The following is a 20,061-nucleotide window of genomic DNA, read 5'->3' as shown; positions in this document are numbered from 1 at the left end:
CAGGAAAAAAAGAGACGCTATTACTTCTGTTAACAAGAATTAATTGCAATAATACGCCCCACTTTTGTTCTCGGCCCTTCGAGGCCTGGAAGAACATCACCCGTTTTTTCTCTCAGGTCCGGCCAGCATGACACGTAATCAACTCTCCGCTTCGCCAACCAAACGACCTCGCGCCTGGAGCGCGGTGGCCGCCCTGTTCCTCAGCCTGATGCTCGCGCCAGTCGCGGCTTTCGCCGATGCCCAGCCGCCAGCGACTCCGGCCGCCGCCGCAGCCCCTGCACCGGCTGATCACGCCGCCCCGGCCGTTGCTCCCGTCGCGACGGATCCTGCCCAGGCAGCGCCGACAGATAATCTGGGTGAAGACGTTCCTGAAGTCCTTGAAGCCGACAACACTCTGGGCATGGCCCATGACCTGTCGCCGTGGGGCATGTACAAGAATGCCGACATCATCGTGAAAATCGTGATGATCGGCCTGGCCATCGCCTCGATCATCACCTGGACCATCTGGATCGCCAAGGGTCTTGAGCTGATGGGCGCCAAGCGTCGCCTGCGCGGCGAAATCGCTCAACTGAAAAAATCCACCTCCCTCAAGGAAGCCAGCGCGACGGCGGCGAAGGAAGGCACCCTCGCCAACCTGCTGGTGCACGATGCTCTCGAAGAGATGCGCCTGTCGGTCAACAGCCGCGAGAAAGAAGGCATCAAGGAGCGTGTCAGCTTCCGCCTTGAGCGCCTGGTCGCGGCCTGCGGTCGCAACATGAGCAGCGGCACCGGCGTGCTGGCGACCATCGGTTCCACCGCGCCCTTCGTCGGCCTGTTCGGTACCGTGTGGGGCATCATGAACAGCTTCATCGGCATCGCCAAAACCCAGACCACCAACCTCGCCGTCGTCGCTCCCGGCATCGCCGAAGCCCTGCTGGCCACCGCACTGGGCCTGGTTGCAGCGATCCCTGCGGTCGTGATCTACAACGTCTTCGCCCGCTCCATCGCCGGTTACAAAGCTCAGGTGTCCGACGCGTCGGCACAGGTCCTGCTGCTGGTCAGCCGCGACCTCGACCACCAGCCTGAGCGCAGCTCGCAACCGCACATGGTGAAAGTGGGGTAATCGGCCATGGGCCTGCATTTGAAAGAAGGGGCAGACGACGATCTGTCCGAAAACCACGAAATCAACGTCACGCCGTTCATCGACGTGATGCTGGTGCTGTTGATCATCTTCATGGTGGCGGCCCCGCTGGCCACCGTGGACATCAAGGTCGACCTGCCCGCTTCCACCGCCAAACCGGCGCCGCGGCCAGAGAAACCGGTATTCCTCAGCGTCAAGGCTGACCAGCGCCTGTTCCTCGGTGAAGACGAAGTGAAGGCCGAAGCACTCGGCGCCACCCTCGACGCCAGGACCCAGGGCAAAAAAGACACGACGATCTTCTTCCAGGCCGACAAAGGCGTGGATTACGGCGACCTGATGAGCGTGATGGACAACCTGCGATCGGCCGGTTACCTGAAGGTAGGTCTGGTCGGACTCGAGACGGCAGCCAAGAAATGATCACGACGCGCCATAAGCTGACGCGTTACAGCGGTAGCCTGGCTGTGGTGCTGGGCGTTCACGCGCTGGCCATCGCGCTGGCGCTGAACTGGTCCGCCCGCCCGCCCATCGAATTGCCGCCCCAGGCAATGATGGTCGAACTGGCACCGGTCCCTGCCCCGCCACCGCCTGCTCCGCCGAAGGTCGTCACCCCACCGCAGCCACCGGCTCCGGTTGAAGAACTGCCGATCCCCAAGCTCGCCGAAGCGCCGAAAGCTGAAATTGCCGTGCCCAAACCCGTCAAGCCAAAGCCGAAGCCACAGCCGCCCAAGCCGGTAGAGAAGAAACCCGAACCGCCGAAGGAAAAACCGGCCGAAGAAAAGCCTGCCGAAACGCAACAGACTCAGGCGCCAACGGAGAAATCCGCTCAGCCTGCACCGGGCCCTTCACCCGCTCAACTGGCGGCCAAGGCCAGTTGGCAAGGCACGCTGCTGGCGCACCTGCAGAAGTACAAAAAGTACCCGGCCAGTGCACAGGCACGGGGCAAGGAAGGCATGAACCGCCTGCGTTTCGTCGTGGATGCCGAAGGCAATGTGTTGTCGTTTGAGCTGGTAGGCGCCTCGGGCACCGCCGATCTGGACCGGGCCACCCTGGAAATGATCCGCCGCGCTCAACCGCTGCCCAAGCCGCCGGCCGACATGCTGACCAATGGCTCCATCGAAATCGTTGCACCCTTTGTGTATTCGCTGGAAAAACGCCGTCGGTAAACGCACCACCGCCCCATGTGGGAGCGAGCTTGCTCGCGATAGCGGTCTAACATTCAACGTAGATGTCGAATGTTGGGCCCTCATCGCGAGCAAGCTCGCTCCCACAGAGATTTCTGCCAGCAGAAAGGTCGCGTTCCAAGCCAAAAAGGCACCGAAAGGTGCCTTTGTCTTATCTGCCAGCGGCAAACCGGCATTGCCCGGTGTCACCCGACACGTTCAGTCTGATAACGTGCGTCTATCGATTGCAGCCGGTATGCTTGGCACGCAAATTCATGGACGCTTGCTATGACCCTCACAGAATTACGCTACATCGTTACCCTCGCCCAAGAGCAGCACTTCGGCCACGCGGCCGAGCGTTGCCACGTCAGCCAGCCGACCCTTTCGGTGGGCGTGAAAAAGCTTGAAGACGAACTCGGTGTGCTGATTTTCGAGCGCAGCAAAAGCGCCGTGCGCCTGACACCGGTCGGCGAAGGCATCGTGGCCCAGGCGCAAAAGGTGCTGGAACAGGCCCAGGGCATCCGCGAACTGGCCCAGGCCGGCAAGAACCAGTTGACCGCACCGCTTAAAGTCGGCGCGATCTACACCGTCGGGCCGTACCTGTTCCCGCACCTGATTCCACAACTGCACCGGGTCGCCCCGCAGATGCCGTTGTACATCGAAGAAAACTTCACCCACGTGCTGCGCGACAAACTGCGCAACGGTGAACTCGACGCGATCATCATCGCCCTGCCGTTCAGCGAAGCCGATGTACTGACCCTGCAGCTCTACGACGAGCCGTTCTACGTGCTGATGCCGGCCCAGCACCCGTGGACGCAAAAAGAGTCCATCGACGCCAGCCTGCTCAACGACAAGAGCCTGCTGCTGCTCGGCGAAGGCCACTGCTTCCGCGATCAGGTACTGGAAGCCTGCCCGACCCTGACCAAAGGCAACGACGGCGCCAAGCACACCACGGTGGAATCCAGTTCCCTGGAAACCATTCGCCACATGGTCGCATCCGGCCTGGGGATTTCGATCCTGCCGTTGTCGGCAGTCGACAGCCATCACTACGCCCCCGGCGTGATCGAGGTGCGTCCGTTGTCGGCACCCGTGCCGTTCCGCACCGTGGCCATTGCCTGGCGCGCCAGTTTCCCGCGTCCGAAGGCGATTGAAATCCTCGCCGACTCCATTCGCCTGTGCTCGGTGGCCAAGCCAGCGGCGCAGGTCGCTGCGGGCTAAGCGACGGTCATGAGCGAGTTGTCGCAAGTGTCGGTGACGGCGCTCAAGGGTGTCGGTGAAGCCATGGCCGAGAAACTGGCCAAGGTCGGCCTGGAAAACCTCCAGGACGTGTTGTTTCACTTGCCCCTGCGCTATCAGGACCGCACCCGCGTGGTCCCGATTGGCGCGCTGCGACCCGGGCAGGATGCAGTCATCGAAGGCACCGTCAGCGGCGCCGATGTGGTCATGGGCCGTCGACGCAGCCTCGTGGTGCGCTTGCAGGACGGTACTGGCGGACTCAGCCTGCGCTTCTACCATTTCAGCAATGCGCAGAAGGAAGGCCTCAAACGCGGCACGCGGATTCGCTGCTACGGCGAGGCTCGGCCCGGTGCTTCGGGGCTGGAAATCTACCACCCGGAATATCGCGCCATCACTGGCGACGAACCACCGCCAGTGGATGAAACCCTGACTCCCGTCTACCCGCTCACCGAAGGCCTGACCCAACAGCGCCTGCGCCAATTGTGCATGCAGACCCTCACCCTGCTCGGCCCCAGCAGCCTGCCCGACTGGCTGCCGAACGAGCTGGCCCGCGACTACCAACTGGCACCGCTGGCCGATGCAATCCGCTACCTGCACAACCCGCCCGCCGATGCCGACGTCGATGAACTCGCCCTCGGCCATCACTGGGCGCAGCACCGCCTGGCTTTCGAAGAACTGCTGACCCATCAACTGTCACAACAGCGCCTGCGCGAAAGCATGCGCGCCCTGCGTGCGCCCGCGATGCCCAAAGCCACGCGACTGCCGGCCAAGTACCTGGCCAACCTCGGCTTCAGCCCGACCGGCGCCCAGCAACGGGTCGGTAACGAAATCGCCTACGACCTCAGCCAGCACGAGCCCATGCTGCGGCTAATCCAGGGCGACGTCGGCGCTGGCAAAACGGTGGTCGCCGCCCTTGCCGCGCTGCAAGCGCTGGAGGCCGGTTATCAGGTCGCGCTGATGGCACCCACCGAGATTCTCGCCGAGCAGCACTTCATCACCTTCAAGCGCTGGCTCGAGCCGCTTGGCATCGAAGTCGCGTGGCTCGCCGGCAAGCTCAAGGGCAAGAACCGCACCGCCGCGCTGGAGCAAATCGCCAGTGGCACGCCCATGGTGGTCGGCACTCACGCACTGTTCCAGGACGAAGTGCAATTCAAGAACCTGGCGCTGGTGATCATCGACGAACAGCACCGTTTCGGCGTGCAGCAGCGTCTGGCCCTGCGGCAGAAAGGCGTCGGCGGACGCATGTGTCCGCATCAGCTGATCATGACCGCCACGCCGATTCCGCGCACGCTGGCCATGAGCGCCTACGCCGATCTCGACACCTCGATCCTCGACGAACTGCCCCCCGGCCGAACCCCGGTCAACACCGTGCTGATCACCGACACCCGGCGGGTCGAAGTCATCGAGCGGGTACGCAGCGCTTGCGCCGAAGGGCGACAAGCCTATTGGGTGTGCACGCTGATCGAAGAGTCGGAAGAGCTGACCTGCCAGGCCGCCGAAACCACCTTTGAGGACCTCACCGCCGCCCTCGGCGAGCTGAAGGTCGGGCTGATCCACGGCCGCATGAAACCTGCGGAAAAAGCCGCGGTGATGGCCGAATTCAAGGCCGGAAACCTGCAACTGCTGGTCGCGACCACGGTGATCGAAGTAGGCGTGGACGTACCCAACGCCAGCCTGATGATCATCGAAAACCCCGAGCGCCTGGGCCTGGCGCAATTGCACCAGTTGCGCGGCCGCGTCGGCCGCGGCAGCGCCGTCAGCCATTGCGTGCTGCTCTACCATCCCCCGCTGTCGCAGATCGGCCGCCAGCGCCTGGGCATCATGCGCGAAACCAACGATGGTTTTGTCATCGCCGAAAAGGACCTGGAATTGCGCGGCCCCGGCGAAATGCTCGGCACCCGCCAAACCGGGCTGCTTCAATTCAAGGTCGCCGATCTGATGCGCGATGCCGATTTGCTGCCCGCCGTGCGGGATGCGGCCCAGGCATTGCTCGAACGCTGGCCGACCCATGTCAGCCCGCTACTCGACCGTTGGCTGCGTCATGGCCAACAATACGGCCAAGTGTGACAACCGTCACAGTTTCTGAGGCGTGGCCTTAGGCAAGCTGGTTATACTTCTGCAATTGTTTAATCACGGATACAGACCATGACCGAAGTTGCCTTCGCACCCGATACCCCGCACGCTCCGTCGGTTATTCGGCTGATGCTGGGCAAGTTGGGTATTGCCTACGAAGAAGTGCTGGACCATCACGGCCTCAATGCCGCACGCAAAGTACAGGCCGTTCTGCTCGATGACAGCGTCGGCGCGCTGATGGTGTTGTTCCCGCAAAGCCAGTTGCTGGACCTCAATCGCCTGACCGAACTCACCGGTCGCCGCCTCACTGCCGTACCCACCGAGCGCCTGAAAAAAATGCTCGGCAAGCACAACCTCAGCTTGCTGCCGGGCCTGCCGGCGCTGACCAGTTCACCCTGCCTGTACGACGAAAGCCTGCTGCGTGAGCCGAAGTTGCTGATCAACTCTGGTGAGCCGGGCGTGCTGCTGGAAGTCTCCAGCGAAGACTTCAAGACCATGCTGACCAAGGCCAGCGCGGCCAACTTTGGCGAAAACCTGACCAGCATCCGTCCGAACCTCGACCGCCCCGATGACGACCGCAAGGAAATCACCCAGGCCGTCCAGGCGTTTACCGCGCGGCGCATCCAGCAGCGTCTGGAAGAGACCATCGAGATTCCGCCGCTGGCCGAAACCGCGCAAAAAATCATCAAGCTGCGTGTCGACCCCAACGCCACCATCGACGACATCACCGGCGTGGTCGAAACCGACCCGGCGCTGGCCGCGCAAGTCGTGAGCTGGGCGGCGTCGCCCTACTACGCCTCGCCGGGCAAGATCCGTTCCGTGGAAGACGCCATCGTGCGCGTGCTGGGCTTCGACCTGGTGATCAACCTGGCGCTGGGCCTGGCCCTGGGTAAAACCCTGAGCCTGCCCAAGGACCACCCGCAACAAACCACGCCGTACTGGCAGCAATCCATCTACACCGCCGCCGTCATCGAAGGCCTGACCCGCGCCATGCCGCGCACCCAGCGCCCGGAAGCCGGCCTGACCTACCTGGCCGGCCTGCTGCACAACTTCGGCTACCTGCTGCTGGCCCACGTGTTCCCGCCACACTTCTCGCTGATCTGCCGCCACCTGGAGGTCAACCCGCATCTGTGTCACAGTTTCGTGGAACAGCACCTGCTGGGCATCAGCCGTGAACAGATCGGCTCGTGGCTGATGCGCTACTGGGACATGCCCGAAGAGCTGTCCACCGCCCTGCGCTTCCAGCATGACCCGGCCTACGACGGCACCTACGCCGAATACCCGAACCTTGTCTGCCTGTCGGTGCGCCTGCTGCGCAGCCGAGGCATCGGTTCCGGTCCCGACGAAGGCATCCCGGACGCACTATTGGAACGCCTCGGCCTGAGCCGCGCCAAGGCCGAAGACGTGGTCAGCAAAGTGCTGGAGGCTGAAGTGCTGCTGCGCGAACTGGCGTCGCAATTCACTCAGGTATAAAAAATCAAAATCCCATCGCTTCTTCCAGAAGCGATGGGCCGCAAGAAAAAGCAAACATCCGATTCTCCTCATACCCCAGACTTGGCCCAAGTTAAGTGTCAACCGAGATAACGCACCGCAAAATCAAACGTAGCATTGGTTCCAAGAGAAACGATTTTGTTATCTGTCGTTAACAGGCTATCCCGGAATCCTGATGTTTGCGCATCACGAAGCACGACCCAACCATAGCCTCCGCCAAATGTTCGATCCAGAGAGCCATCGAAGTTGTAGCAGGCAACCATCAGAAAATTAAACTCACCAACCCCCATAACGATGATTCTGTCTTGATGCAGCAATGCACACTCACTGAATAACAAATTCTGCAAAAAAGCGGGATACAGCGGCTTACCGCTATTGAAGACGGGATTTATAGTGCCGCTGGCGTTAAGAACGATTAACACCCCTTCAAAGTTGCTACCCCTAAACGATCGTCCAGACGCCACGATCCCCTCATTTGCTCTTACTGTTATTGAAGTAAGCAAGGATTGTCGCCCATCGGTACCGTTAGCGATGATCACTGTTCCTCTATCGCCGAACAAACGATCGATTTTGCCCTCGCGGTCATAGCGGATGATAAATGCATCGCCATAGGAGTCGACACCGGAGAGGTATGCGCCACCAATCAACACGCCTTCTCCGTGTACAGCCAAACACTCATTGCGTACTCGTCGATTACCAATTGGTTGCTCAAGTGTTACATGACCACCATTAAAGCTTGTGTCCAGCGAGCCGTCTTCATTAAGACGAATCACAACTGTTGTCTGGGCGGTGTCGGAATAAATGTTGCTGCTTACATATATTTTTGCGTCTAGCTCGGAAACCGCAAGCTTACTGCTGCCAAAAAAAACGAAATCAGCACCGAATAATTTTGAAGCCTCAAGTTTGACTTTCCCTCCCTCCCCAAAAGCGTTATCCACTTGCATACCCTCTAACCGCATGACATACAAGTCGCTTGCGGCCGGTCCCGAGAAAGGGCCAAAAACCAAGGATCCACCATTTTTCAACGAAAGTAATTGTCGCGGAACGAAATTGCCTGTGCTATGAGGGATTTCAATCACACCGCCAATCCCAAATGAATCATCAAGTCTTCCGAACTCGGTGAATCGAGTGAGCTTCATTGGCAGGCCGTGGTCTTCTTTCGAAGCCGTAAGCAGTTTATTGCTGGGCAGACTGGCACAAGCGGATACGTTCTTCGGTAGCAGCACCAAGCCACTAAAGCCAAAGGAAGGATCAAGAGCGCCTCGCGCTGTTGCTTTTGTTTCTGGTAGCTGATTCATCAACTTGCTCCCTGAGTGCTTGAGAGGATGTCCGCAAAACATTCCGCCCCAATTAACCGCCTCAGAGAACTAAATAGCAGCTGTCAGAAATGACAGACAAACGTGTCTTTGCAAGCCTATTCAACGACATACCGGGCCAAGCTGGTTGGGTATTCATAAGTAGTGAGCAATATCAGTACTTGGCTGACCCGTGAAAAAACCAACGATGTCGCCGGAGCGCCGCCCGGAGCAAGCTCGCTCCTACGCCTTCTTCGGCCTCAAATACTTGGTCAGCCCCTGAAACCAGATCACCAGCGCCGGGTTGCCCTTGATCTGAATCGACTTGTCCTGAATCCCGGTCATGAACGCCAGTTGCTTGTTCTTCGCCTGCATCGTGGCAAAGCCATACGCGGCGTCTTTGAAGGCAATCGCAAACGCAGGCTCGGCATGCACACCCGATTGGCTGGTGATGCGCTGGTCCTTCACCCGGAATTGCCGCGCCACTTTCCCGTCCAGGGTCTGCAGCTGGAACACTAGATCCTTGTCACCCAACTGCTGCTGAAACGCCGGATTGGTCCGGCTGGCCTTTCCCATCAACAAACCCAGCATCCACAGCAGAAAACGAAATTTCATGCGCACAGCCTCAGAAGGAAAATGAACGGCTTGGGCAGTTTAACGGCTTCAGGCGATAACACCACTATCTACTTGCGTTAGAGGAAGATCAGAACCATTACCCTCACGATGACTACCAAGTCACAATTATCCACACCGCCTTCAAACGAAACACAATCTGTAGGAGCTGCCGAAGGCTGCGATCTTTTGTCAACCCTGCCCATCTCGCCGACGATGTTTGCTCGCGATAGCGCCCTCACTGACGCCATTGCCAGCAAGTCGGCTCCTGCAGGGTGCGGTATTTCAGGTACAAAAAATGGGCACCCAACCCTGGTTGGCGTGCCCATTTTTTATTCCACCCCCCGATATGCGAGAGGCGAAAACGGCTTACGGATTGACGCTGTCTTTCAACGACTTGCCTGGCTTGAACGCAACGGTGTTGCTGGCCTTGATTTTGACGGGCTCACCGGTTTGCGGGTTTTTGCCGGTGCGGGCACCGCGATGGCGTTGCAGGAAGGTGCCAAAGCCCACCAGCGTCACGCTGTCTTTGCGGTGCAGGGCACCGGTGATTTCTTCAAGAACGGCGTTGAGAACGCGGTTGGCTTGTTCTTTGGTGAGGTCTGCTTTTTCAGCAATGGCTGCAGCGAGGTCTGGTTTACGCATGTGAGTGAAGCCCCTTTGACGGTTTGTTGTTGTTATGTCCGTGCTGCTCTCTGCGGAGCAGCGCCAAAAGCGCCGCAGGTGCTCTACTCTGCGGCAGACGGGAGTGAGGATGGCACGCAGTGAGGCCCCGCGCCAGTATCGGCGCGGCCATTGTTAGGGCAAAAGGGGGGTGATTCCGACAGAACGACCGGTATTTATGCCAACAGGGCTGGAAGCTCTTTGTTCAGGGCCAGTTTTTCCATCACGGCGGCGCCTGTGAGGGCATAACCGAGCAGTTTGCCTGCGGCATCGCGGCATAGAACCTTGATGTCGGCGCCCTGCCCTTCGACGGTCCAGATGCCTTCCGCGCCCCGTGGCGGCGGGGACACCACCAGCGGGCACACCGGTGTTTTGACGGTGATCGGCATCGGGCCATAGGTGACGGCGGTCGGATTGCCGGCCAGGGTTTGCGCCAGCGCTCGCGCACAGCTCATCAGGGGCATCACGTACAGCAGGTTCAACCCATCGACCTCGGCACAATCGCCCAGGGCGTAGATGTTGGCGTGGGAGGTCTTCAGGTGCCGGTCGACCATGATGCCGCGGTTGACCTGCAAACCGGCCGCTGCCGCCAGGTCGACGCGCGGGCGCAGGCCAATGGCCGAGACCACCACGTCGCACGGGATCACCTGGCCATCGGACAGGTGCGCTTCCAGACCGTCCGCCACGCGTTGCAGGCGATTGAGCACCGGCCCGAGGTGGAAACGTGCGCCGAGGCTTTCCAGGCCAGCCTGCACCGCTGCCGCAGCCGCCGGGTGCAGCAGGGTCGGCATGACTTGTTCGCACGGTGCAACCAGTTGCACTTCGTAGCCGCCCAGGGTCAGGTCGTTGGCGAACTCGCAGCCGATCAGGCCGGCGCCGAGCAGCAGCACGCGGCGCTTGCCAGCGGCTGCGGCACGGAAACGTGCGTAATCTTCCAGGTCGTTGATGGGGAATACGCAATCCGCCGCGTCACCTTCAATGGGCACACGCACGGTTTCGGCGCCCCAGGCCAGGATCAGGTCGCGGTACATCACCGCTTCTTCACCGATCCACAGGCGCTTGTGGCCCGGGTCAATACCGCTGATGCGCGTGTGGGTGCGTATTTCGGCCTTGAGTTGTTCGGCCATGGCGCCGGGTTCGGCCATGCTCAGGCCGTCGGCATCCTTGTTCTTGCCGAAGCCGGTGGAGAGCATCGGCTTGGAGTAGGAGCGCCCGTCATCGGCGGTAATCAAAAGCAGCGGGGTTTCGCTGTCGAGCTTGCGAAACTCGCGGGCGACGTTGTAGCCAGCCAAACCGGTGCCAATGATGACGACAGGTGCGTTCATTCCTTACTCCTCAATTATTCAGGCAGCGATTTCGATCATTTCAAAATCCATTTTGCCCACACCGCAGTCCGGGCACAGCCAGTCTTCCGGCACGTCTTCCCAACGGGTGCCCGGCGCAATGCCGTCATCCGGCCAACCGTCGGCTTCGTTGTAGATCAGGCCGCAGACGATACATTGCCACTTTTTCATCAGGTACTTCCTCAGGGTTCAGGCGTTTTGCCGGCCGGACGGTCGATGGTTGTAGCACTGCCGTCCAGCTCAGCGCGTTTTGTACTGATCGATGCCGCCGGATGCAAGCCTGTTCGGTGCAAGGGCAGGCCAATTCAATCGATATCGGTGGCTGACATGTTAAGCTCGCCGCCTCATTTGCTGCCAATAATGACTCATTGTGCAACACACAGAATCCCCCTCTCCAGCTCCCCTCTGGCTCTCGCGCAGCGAACTGGCGCCCCTCCCCGATGCCTCCATCCTGGACTGGCTGTTCGACGAAGGCTCACTTACTCGACGCCTAATTCATCTGTCGAATGATGCCTTCAGCGTCTCGCCAATGTTCGAAGGCTGGCAAACCCTGCGCGCCGACGAATGCGCAGCACTGGACCTGGCTGACGGCAGTGAAGGCTGGGTGCGCGAGGTGTATCTGCGCGGTCATGGTGAAGCCTGGGTGTTCGCCCGCAGCGTCGCGGCACGCAGTGCATTGCAAGGCGACGGCTTGCACATGGACGAATTGGGCAGCCGCTCCCTGGGGGAATTGCTGTTCTGCGACCAGGCCTTTCAGCGCCGGGCCATCGAGGTTTGTCATTATCCTCAAGAATGGCTGCCGGGCGAGGTGCGGGCGCCGGAACTATGGGGCCGCCGTTCACGCTTTGACCGCGGCGCGTTGAGTGTACTGGTGGCCGAAATCTTCCTGCCTTCCCTGTGGGACGCCGCACGCGCCCAATCGGAGAATCTCTGATGTACCAAAGCCTGCTCAAGTCCTTGAACCGCTTGAACCCTCGGGCCTGGGACTTCATTCAGCTGACGCGGATGGACAAGCCGATCGGCATTTACCTGCTGCTTTGGCCGACACTGTGGGCGCTGTGGATTGCCGGCAAGGGTTCGCCGTCCCTGGCCAACATTGTAATTTTCGTCCTGGGCGTAGTGCTGACCCGCGCCGGTGGCTGCGTGATCAACGACTGGGCGGACCGCAAGGTCGATGGTCATGTGAAACGTACCGAGCAGCGCCCGCTGGTGAGCGGCAAGATCAGCTCGAAAGAGGCGCTGGTGTTCTTCGCATTGCTGATGGGCGTGAGCTTCCTGCTGGTGCTGTGCACCAACGCCGCGACCGTCTGGCTGTCGCTGGGCGGCCTGGCGCTGGCGTTCAGTTACCCCTTCATGAAGCGCTACACCTATTACCCGCAAGTGGTGCTGGGCGCCGCATTTTCGTGGGGGATGCCGATGGCGTTCACCGCAGAAACCGGTGAATTGCCGGCTGCCGCATGGCTGCTGTGGATCGCCAACCTGATGTGGACCGTGGGCTACGACACGTATTACGCGATGACCGACCGCGATGACGACCTGAAGATCGGCGTGAAATCCACGGCAATCCTGTTCGGTGATGCAGACCGGGTGATCATCCTGACCCTGCAAGGGCTGGCGCTGGGTTGCCTGTTACTGGCGGGCTCGAAGTTCGACCTGGGTGGCTGGTTCCACCTTGGGTTACTGGTGGCGGCGGGCTGCTTTGCGTGGGAATTCTGGTACACCCGCGACAAGGACCGGATGCGTTGCTTCAAGGCGTTTTTGCACAATCACTGGGCGGGCTTGGCGATTTTCGTCGGGATTGTGCTGGATTACGCGTTGCGTTGAAAAGATTGCAGCCTTCGGCAGCTCGTACCCGAAGGCTGCGATCCTTTGGCGGTGTTACATATGCTCGCGAACGACGTGCCAGACATCTTTTTTCTTGTCACCCGTCATGTCTCCGGGTTTTTTGTCGTCCTCGTAGTAGTACAGCGGCTTGCCGTCATAGGCCCATTGCATCATGCCATCGTCACGCTTGATGACTGTCCATTTACCTTCGGCCTTGGCACCCGCCGGCGCCATCATTGGCGGCCAGTATTTGGCGCAGTCGCCGTTGCACATCGACTTGCCACCCGCGTCCTTGTCGAACGTGTAGACCGTCATGCCCTTATGGTCGACCATCATGCCGTCTTTCATCATCGCCGGGTCAGCGGCAAAGGCCAGTGTCGGCAGCGTTAACGCAGCAGTGACCAGCAAAGCCTTCCAGGATTGAGCAATGTAGTTCATGGAAACCTTCCTCTTGTGGTTGTCAGGATCCGGACTTAGAGCTTAGCCCAGGATCCAGCCAATCGCTGGATGACTAAAATACTGTCACACGACTGCAATAATTCCGTTATCTAATGCGGCGCAAGACAGTTAAATGACAAGAGGATTAAGGGCATGGTTGGCAGGAGCATTCTGATCGTCGACGACGAAGCGCCTATTCGCGAAATGATCGCCGTTGCATTGGAAATGGCCGGCTATGACTGCCTGGAGGCTGAAAACTCCCAGCAGGCCCACGCCATTATCGTCGACCGCAAACCGGACCTGATCCTGCTCGACTGGATGCTGCCCGGCACGTCCGGCATCGAACTGGCCCGCCGCCTCAAGCGTGATGAGCTGACCGGGGACATCCCGATCATCATGCTCACCGCCAAGGGTGAAGAGGACAACAAGATCCAGGGCCTGGAAGTCGGCGCCGACGACTACATCACCAAACCGTTTTCCCCCCGTGAGCTGGTGGCGCGCCTGAAGGCCGTGCTGCGCCGTGCCGGCCCGACCGATGGCGAGGCGCCCATCGAAGTCGGCGGCCTGCTGCTGGACCCGATCAGCCACCGCGTGACCATCGACGGCCGTCCCGCCGAGATGGGCCCGACCGAATACCGCCTGCTGCAATTCTTCATGACCCACCAGGAGCGCGCCTACACGCGCGGTCAGTTGCTGGATCAGGTCTGGGGCGGCAACGTCTATGTCGAAGAGCGTACGGTCGACGTGCACATTCGACGCCTGCGCAAAGCCCTCGGCGATGCTTACGAAAATCTGGTACAAACCGTGCGCGGCACCGGTTACCGCTTTTCCACCAAAGCCTGACCCGGACCCTTACCGCCCGACAAGCTGACAAGGACGCGCGTCACGTGAACCAAAACTGGCATGGCACCCTGATTCGCCACATGCTGCTACTGGTCACCGCCTGCCTGGTGATCGGCCTGATCACCGGCTATTACGGCTGGAGCCTCGCCGCAGGCCTGGGTCTTTACCTGGCCTGGACCCTCAAGCAATTGCTGCGTCTGCACGAGTGGCTGCGCCTGCACAAGCCCGATGAGGCGCCACCCGACGGCTACGGCCTGTGGGGCGAGGTGTTCGACAGCATCTACCACCTGCAGCGCCGCGACCAAAGGGTACGCGGGCGCCTGCAAGCGGTGATCGACCGGGTTCAGGAATCCACCGCCGCGCTGAAAGACGCGGTGATCATGCTCGACACCGACGGCAACCTGGAATGGTGGAACCGCGCCGCCGAAACCCTGCTGGGCCTCAAGACCCCACAGGACAGCGGCCAACCGGTGACCAACCTGGTGCGCCATCCGCGCTTCAAGGAATACTTCGAGCAAGACAGCTACGCCGAACCGCTGGAAATTCCTTCGCCGACCAACGACCGCGTGCGCATTCAGCTGTACATCACCCGTTACGGCAACAACGAACACTTGATGCTGGTGCGCGATGTGACGCGCATCCATCAGCTTGAGCAAATGCGCAAAGATTTCATTGCCAACGTGTCCCATGAACTTCGCACGCCGTTGACTGTGATCTGCGGTTACCTTGAAACCCTGCTCGATAACGTCGACGAGGTGAACCCGCGCTGGGGACGTGCCTTGCAGCAGATGCAGCAACAAGGCGGTCGCATGCAGACCCTGCTCAACGACCTGTTGTTGCTGGCCAAGCTGGAAGCCACCGATTATCCATCGGACAACCAGCCGGTGCCGATCGATGGCTTGCTGCAATCGATCAAGAGCGACGCGCAGCAGTTGTCCGGCCAGAAAAACCAGAAAATCACCCTGGAAGCCGACCCTACGATTCTGCTCAAGGGTAGCGAGGCGGAGTTGCGCAGCGCGTTTTCCAACCTGGTGTTCAACGCGGTGAAATACACCCCGGCCGAAGGCAATATCCGCATTCGCTGGTGGGGCGACGATCAGGGGGCGCACCTGAGCGTGCAGGATTCCGGGATCGGCATCGATAACAAACACCTGCCGCGCCTGACTGAACGCTTCTATCGCGTCGACTCCAGCCGCAACTCCAATACCGGTGGCACCGGTCTGGGGCTGGCTATCGTCAAACACGTTTTGTTACGTCATCGGGCACGGATGGAAATCAGCAGCGTACCGGGCCACGGCAGTACCTTTACCTGCCACTTTGCGCCGGCTCAGGTCACCCAATCACGGGTTATCAGCACCGCCGACTGATACCGGCCAGCACGCGCCACTAGGCAACCGCCCAGTCAGCCGCTACATTGGCTGACTTGTGTCTGCCTTTCAGGCGCGATTCTTACTTCCCTTTCGAATACACGGAACCCGCAAAACTCCATCATGGACCCTTCCCCTGGCTTGACCCTCGCTACAATTTTCGCCGACTTCGGCATGATTCTTTTTGCTCTGATCCTGGTTTTGCTCAACGGCTTTTTCGTTGCGGCGGAATTTGCCATGGTCAAGCTGCGCTCGACCCGGGTCGAGGCCATCGCTGACAAAAACGGCTGGCGCGGGCACATCCTGCGCACCGTGCACAGTCAGCTCGATGCGTACCTGTCGGCCTGCCAATTGGGTATCACCCTCGCCTCCCTGGGGCTGGGTTGGGTCGGTGAGCCCGCGTTTGCCCACATTCTTGAGCCGGTGTTGAGCGCTGTCGGCGTTGAATCGGCCGAAGTGGTCAAAGGCATCTCGTTCTTCACCGCGTTCTTCATCATTTCGTACCTGCACATCGTGGTCGGTGAACTCGCCCCGAAATCCTGGGCGATCCGCAAACCCGAATTGCTGTCGCTGTGGACCGCCGTGCCGCTGTACCTGTTCTATTGGGCCATGTACCCGGCCATCTACCTGCTCAACGCCAGCGCCAACACCATCCTGCGCATTGCAGGGCAAGGTGAACCCGGCCCGCATCACGAGCATCACTACAGCCGTGAAGAGCTGAAACTGATCCTGCACTCCAGCCGCGGCCAGGACCCGAGCGACCAAGGCATGCGCGTGCTGGCCTCGGCAGTGGAAATGGGCGAACTGGAAGTGGTCGACTGGGCCAACTCCCGCGAAGACCTGGTGACCCTGGAGTTCAACGCACCGCTCAAGCAGATCCTGGCGATGTTCCGTCGCCACAAGTTCAGCCGTTATCCGGTGTACGACAGCGAACGCCAGGAGTTCGTCGGCCTGCTGCACATCAAGGATCTGCTGCTGGAACTGGCGGCGCTGGACCACATTCCCGAGTCGTTCAACCTCGCCGAACTGACCCGTCCGCTGGAGCGCGTGTCGCGGCACATGCCGCTGTCGCAGTTGCTGGAACAGTTCCGCAAGGGCGGTTCGCACTTCGCCGTAGTCGAAGAGGCCGACGGCAACATCATCGGCTACCTGACCATGGAAGACGTGCTGGAAGTGCTGGTGGGCGACATTCAGGACGAACACCGCAAGGCCGAGCGCGGGATCCTCGCGTACCAGCCGGGCAAGTTGCTGGTACGGGGCGATACGCCGCTGTTCAAGGTTGAACGGCTGCTGGGCATCGACCTCGACCACGTCGAAGCCGAAACCCTTGCCGGGCTGGTCTATGAGAGCCTCAAGCGCGTTCCGGAAGAGGAAGAAGTGCTGGAAGTCGAAGGCCTGCGGATCATCATCAAGAAGATGAAGGGGCCGAAGATTGTCCTGGCCAAGGTGTTGATGCTCGACTGATCTGTAGCTGACGGACTTTTTGTGGCGAGGGGGCTTGCCCCCGTTGGACGGCGAAGCCGCCCCAAAGCCATTGATCGCGGTATTTCAGCAAAAACGTATTCACTGGATTCAGGGCCGCTTCGCAGCCCAACGGGCGGTGCGGCGTTCCGACAAGCCCCCTCGCCACAATTGATCGCCTTTACTGTTTGCCCAACGCAAAGTTGGGCAAAGCACCCACCGGCTGGTTGAACTGATACGGAATCGACACCAGCCCCAGTCCGGTATTGCGCTGCACCACGAAGTGCAAATGCGGCCCGGTGCTGTTGCCGGTGTTGCCGGACAACGCCAAAGCACTGCCTACCGTTACCCGCTGACCTTCCCGAACACTGACCGAGCCCTTCTTCAGGTGCAGGTAAACACCCATGGTCCCGTCATCGTGCAGCACCCGCACGAAATTGCCGGAGGCATCGGTGCCGCGCCCGCTCTGTCTGTTCTCGGTCTTCACCACCACCCCGCCTCGCGCGGCAATGATCGGCGTGCCCTCGGGCATCGCAATGTCCATGGCGTAACGGCTCTTGGGGCCAAAGTGGCTGTAGGGCCCATTGGCACCCTGACTGATCCGGAACGGGCCGCCACGCCAGGGCAACGGATACCGATAGCCCACCATGGGGCCCGAGGGGTCGCCCAGGGAATACTTGAACTTCGGGACGTACGCCAAAGGCCTTCCACCTTTGGCTGCCGTGAGCTGCGCCAGGCGAACGCTGCTGCGCATCGGTATCACGCGCCGAATCGTCTTGCCCGGCACACCGCTGGCGTTCTTCACCCCGGCAAAACTCAATTCGACCTCTACCGGTGCATACAGGTCATTGCGCACATAGACGCTGTGCACGCCGTTTTTCTTCATGATGATTAGGCGCACCTGACGCTCAAGGTGCTCGACCATGCCATCGCGGAAAACGAACACATGGGCGCCTTTGCTGGGGCGGTCGCTGTAGGAAACCACACCGTTGGCGTCTTTGGACTTGTAGATGGTCATGGCCACGGCCGAAGTGGCGACCATGAACAGGCCACAGAAAAGCAGCAGGCGCGTGAACATGGGCAAGGATTCTGTCGAGTGGGAACTGAGATGGAGCCTAGCAGCTGCTATGGACCCGGGTAGTCGGCAGATGTTTCAAAGAGACAAAATCAAAAGATCGCAGCCTTCGCCAGCCTGTAGGAGCTGCCGAAGGCTGCGATCTTTCACAGGCGACGAAAGATCACGCGCCAGGAATGAAGTGCTTCTGCGCCGTCCCCCGCGCAATCAGGCGCGAGATGTAATCGAGCTTCTGCGCATCCTGATCGACAAAGCGGAAGGTCAGTTGCAGCCAGTCGCTGTCAGGCTTCGGTTCGTGGGCCACGACGGCATGCAGATAACCGTTGAGGCGGGCGATTTCGGCATTGTCGCCCTGCTCCAGGTCCAGCACGGCGCTGTCGAGGATCTGCGGCAGGGTCTCGGTGCGCTTGACCACCAACAGGGCTTCCTTGAGGCTCAGGGCCTTGATCACGCACTGCTGGATGCCGTTCGGCAAACGCAGTTGACCCTGGCCACGGCCGCTGGCGGGAGCTGAAGCGGCCGCAGGCGCCTTGACCGGCGGGCTGTTGAGTAAGCCTTTGGACGGTGCAGGCGGGGCCGTTGGCGTGGTGACGGGGGCCTTGCCAACGGTCAGGGCTGCCAGGGAGTCGTTGGCGAATGCGGGGCTGGTTTTGGTCGCGGCTACGTTGATCAAGGCATCGAGTTTGCCGACCTTGTGCAGCGCCTGCTTGACCTTGGTGATCAGCTGTTCGTTGGTGAACGGCTTGCTGACATAACCGGATACCCCGGCCTGGATCGCCTGGACGACGTTCTCCTTGTCGCCACGGCTGGTCACCATCACGAAGGGCATGGCTTTGAGGTTGTCTTGCTCACGGCACCAGGTCAGCAGTTCCAGGCCGGACATTTCCGGCATTTCCCAGTCGCACAGGACCAGGTCGAATGCTTCCTTGGCCAGCATGGCCTGGGCCTTTCTGCCGTTGATCGCGTCTTCGATCCGCATGCCCGGGAAATAATTGCGCAGGCACTTTTTCACCAAGTCACGAATGAACGACGCGTCGTCCACGACCAACACACTGACCTTACTCATCCACCACCCCTTTTAAAAATCCCGGCCAGCATACCGCCTTGCTGATGGCACATTGCCAAAAAACCTTCAGTCACGCCGGACTTTTCGTTCACGGGTGCTGCTTTTCGAATGCGTAGGCCACAAACAAAAACGCCCGGCCAACAGGCCGGGCGCTTTACTTGGGCAACCTTACTTATCGTCAGTTTTGCCCGGAACATTAGCGGTTTCGCCGGTTGTTCCTTCGACTTCTTCCTTCATGCGCTTGAGACCCATGTGCCGCACGTCGGTGCCGCGTACCAGGTAGATCACCAGCTCCGAGATATTGCGCGCGTGGTCGCCGATACGCTCCAGCGAACGCAGTACCCAGATAATGCTCAGAACCCGCGAGATAGAACGCGGATCTTCCATCATGTAGGTCGCCAGCTCACGCAGGGCGGTCTTGTATTCGCGGTCGATGATCTTGTCGTACTGCGCCACCGACAAGGCCAGCTCGGCATCGAAACGGGCAAAGGCGTCCAGTGCATCACGGACCATGTTGCGCACCTGGTCACCGATGTGGCGCACTTCGACGTAACCGCGCGGCGCCTCGCCTTCTTCGCACAGCTGAATGGCGCGACGGGCGATCTTGGTCGCTTCGTCACCGATGCGCTCCAGGTCGATTACCGATTTGGAAATGCTGATGATCAGTCGCAGGTCGGACGCTGCCGGCTGGCGACGGGCGAGAATGCGCAGGCATTCTTCGTCGATGTTGCGTTCCATCTGGTTGATCTGGTCGTCGATCTCGCGCACCTGCTGGGCCAGGCCGGAGTCGGCCTCGATCAGCGCGGTGACCGCGTCGTTGACCTGCTTCTCGACCAGCCCGCCCATGGCCAGGAGGTGGCTGCGCACTTCCTCCAGTTCGGCGTTGAACTGCTGGGAGATGTGGTGTGTAAGGCCTTCCTTAGAAATCATGTTGTCTGCTCCGCAAAAGCTGTGAGCTGCAAGCTACAAGCTGCAAGCTGATGTGTTGTACCCG

General features: G+C 60.2%; 20 protein-coding genes. 11 read left to right on the top strand and 9 right to left on the bottom strand.

Annotated features, from left to right (window positions below):
• The first annotated feature begins 127 nt into the window (after window positions 1-127).
• The 6 genes from exbB (at window position 128) to KW846_RS01055 (ending at window position 7,062) form a co-directional block, all read left to right on the top strand.
• Complete coding sequence (gene exbB / locus KW846_RS01080) at window positions 128-1,102, top strand: tonB-system energizer ExbB (RefSeq protein ID WP_116579760.1); 975 nt, start codon at window positions 128-130, stop codon at window positions 1,100-1,102.
• Between the two features lie 6 nt (window positions 1,103-1,108).
• On the top strand, window positions 1,109-1,537 hold the full coding sequence (gene exbD, locus KW846_RS01075; RefSeq protein WP_007975187.1) for a TonB system transport protein ExbD: 429 nt from the start codon (window positions 1,109-1,111) through the stop codon (window positions 1,535-1,537).
• Window positions 1,534-2,283, top strand: coding sequence for an energy transducer TonB (locus KW846_RS01070; protein WP_015097375.1), 750 nt, complete (start codon window positions 1,534-1,536; stop codon window positions 2,281-2,283). Before exbD ends, KW846_RS01070 begins: the two co-directional genes overlap by 4 nt.
• 285 nt (window positions 2,284-2,568) lie before the next feature.
• Window positions 2,569-3,498 (top strand): hydrogen peroxide-inducible genes activator, encoded by a 930-nt coding sequence (locus KW846_RS01065; RefSeq protein ID WP_007975189.1) that lies wholly within the window; start codon window positions 2,569-2,571, stop codon window positions 3,496-3,498.
• A gap of 9 nt (window positions 3,499-3,507) precedes the next feature.
• On the top strand, window positions 3,508-5,583 hold the full coding sequence (gene recG, locus KW846_RS01060; RefSeq protein ID WP_218481065.1) for an ATP-dependent DNA helicase RecG: 2,076 nt from the start codon (window positions 3,508-3,510) through the stop codon (window positions 5,581-5,583).
• 78 nt (window positions 5,584-5,661) lie between these two features.
• Window positions 5,662-7,062: an aminoacyl-tRNA deacylase and HDOD domain-containing protein gene (locus KW846_RS01055; protein ID WP_218481063.1), complete on the top strand. Its 1,401-nt coding sequence runs from the start codon at window positions 5,662-5,664 to the stop codon at window positions 7,060-7,062.
• A 98-nt stretch (window positions 7,063-7,160) separates the two neighbouring features.
• Here the strand turns inward: KW846_RS01055 and KW846_RS01050 are convergent, their stop codons facing one another.
• The 5 genes from KW846_RS01050 to KW846_RS01030 form a co-directional block, all read right to left on the bottom strand.
• A complete protein-coding gene (locus KW846_RS01050) occupies window positions 7,161-8,378 on the bottom strand; it encodes a hypothetical protein (RefSeq protein ID WP_218481061.1) in 1,218 nt (405 codons plus the stop codon).
• Between the two features lie 240 nt (window positions 8,379-8,618).
• Window positions 8,619-8,990: a helicase gene (locus KW846_RS01045; protein WP_218481059.1), complete on the bottom strand. Its 372-nt coding sequence runs from the start codon at window positions 8,988-8,990 to the stop codon at window positions 8,619-8,621.
• 366 nt (window positions 8,991-9,356) lie between these two features.
• Window positions 9,357-9,632, bottom strand: a complete 276-nt coding sequence (locus KW846_RS01040) for an HU family DNA-binding protein (RefSeq protein ID WP_003195589.1) — start codon at window positions 9,630-9,632, stop codon at window positions 9,357-9,359.
• A gap of 194 nt (window positions 9,633-9,826) precedes the next feature.
• Window positions 9,827-10,975 (bottom strand): NAD(P)/FAD-dependent oxidoreductase, encoded by a 1,149-nt coding sequence (locus tag KW846_RS01035; protein WP_007975199.1) that lies wholly within the window; start codon window positions 10,973-10,975, stop codon window positions 9,827-9,829.
• 18 nt (window positions 10,976-10,993) lie between these two features.
• Complete coding sequence (locus tag KW846_RS01030) at window positions 10,994-11,164, bottom strand: rubredoxin (RefSeq protein ID WP_007975200.1); 171 nt, start codon at window positions 11,162-11,164, stop codon at window positions 10,994-10,996.
• Window positions 11,165-11,363: 199 nt separating this feature from the next.
• On the opposite strand from KW846_RS01030, the gene KW846_RS01025 reads away from it, so the two are divergent.
• Complete coding sequence (locus KW846_RS01025; protein WP_218481056.1) at window positions 11,364-11,927, top strand: chorismate lyase; 564 nt, start codon at window positions 11,364-11,366, stop codon at window positions 11,925-11,927.
• A complete protein-coding gene (ubiA, locus tag KW846_RS01020; protein WP_116579770.1) occupies window positions 11,927-12,817 on the top strand; it encodes a 4-hydroxybenzoate octaprenyltransferase in 891 nt (296 codons plus the stop codon). Before KW846_RS01025 ends, ubiA begins: the two co-directional genes overlap by 1 nt.
• Before the next feature lie 54 nt (window positions 12,818-12,871).
• Here the strand turns inward: ubiA and KW846_RS01015 are convergent, their stop codons facing one another.
• Complete coding sequence (locus KW846_RS01015) at window positions 12,872-13,255, bottom strand: hypothetical protein (protein ID WP_218473071.1); 384 nt, start codon at window positions 13,253-13,255, stop codon at window positions 12,872-12,874.
• 153 nt (window positions 13,256-13,408) lie between these two features.
• Here KW846_RS01015 and phoB point away from each other — a divergent pair, with 153 nt between their 5' ends.
• The 3 genes from phoB (at window position 13,409) to KW846_RS01000 (ending at window position 16,929) form a co-directional block, all read left to right on the top strand.
• Window positions 13,409-14,098 (top strand): phosphate regulon transcriptional regulator PhoB, encoded by a 690-nt coding sequence (gene phoB / locus KW846_RS01010; RefSeq protein WP_003229608.1) that lies wholly within the window; start codon window positions 13,409-13,411, stop codon window positions 14,096-14,098.
• Between the two features lie 80 nt (window positions 14,099-14,178).
• The gene (gene phoR / locus KW846_RS01005; protein ID WP_238540821.1) at window positions 14,179-15,465 is read left to right on the top strand and encodes a phosphate regulon sensor histidine kinase PhoR; all 1,287 of its coding nucleotides are present in this window, start codon (window positions 14,179-14,181) and stop codon (window positions 15,463-15,465) included.
• A gap of 123 nt (window positions 15,466-15,588) precedes the next feature.
• On the top strand, window positions 15,589-16,929 hold the full coding sequence (locus tag KW846_RS01000; RefSeq protein WP_007975205.1) for a hemolysin family protein: 1,341 nt from the start codon (window positions 15,589-15,591) through the stop codon (window positions 16,927-16,929).
• Window positions 16,930-17,107: 178 nt separating this feature from the next.
• On the opposite strand, the gene KW846_RS00995 is transcribed toward KW846_RS01000, so the two are convergent.
• The 3 genes from KW846_RS00995 to phoU form a co-directional block, all read right to left on the bottom strand.
• Window positions 17,108-18,004: a peptidoglycan DD-metalloendopeptidase family protein gene (locus KW846_RS00995; RefSeq protein WP_218481054.1), complete on the bottom strand. Its 897-nt coding sequence runs from the start codon at window positions 18,002-18,004 to the stop codon at window positions 17,108-17,110.
• A gap of 160 nt (window positions 18,005-18,164) precedes the next feature.
• Complete coding sequence (locus KW846_RS00990; RefSeq protein WP_218481048.1) at window positions 18,165-19,067, bottom strand: response regulator; 903 nt, start codon at window positions 19,065-19,067, stop codon at window positions 18,165-18,167.
• A 168-nt stretch (window positions 19,068-19,235) separates the two neighbouring features.
• A complete protein-coding gene (phoU, locus tag KW846_RS00985; RefSeq protein WP_007975209.1) occupies window positions 19,236-19,997 on the bottom strand; it encodes a phosphate signaling complex protein PhoU in 762 nt (253 codons plus the stop codon).
• Between the last annotated feature and the right edge of the window lie 64 nt (window positions 19,998-20,061).

Source organism: Pseudomonas sp. PDM32 (assembly GCF_019219225.1).
Classification (GTDB): Bacteria; Pseudomonadota; Gammaproteobacteria; order Pseudomonadales; family Pseudomonadaceae; genus Aquipseudomonas; species Aquipseudomonas laurylsulfatiphila.
This window is presented reverse-complemented; position numbering and strand designations above follow the sequence as displayed.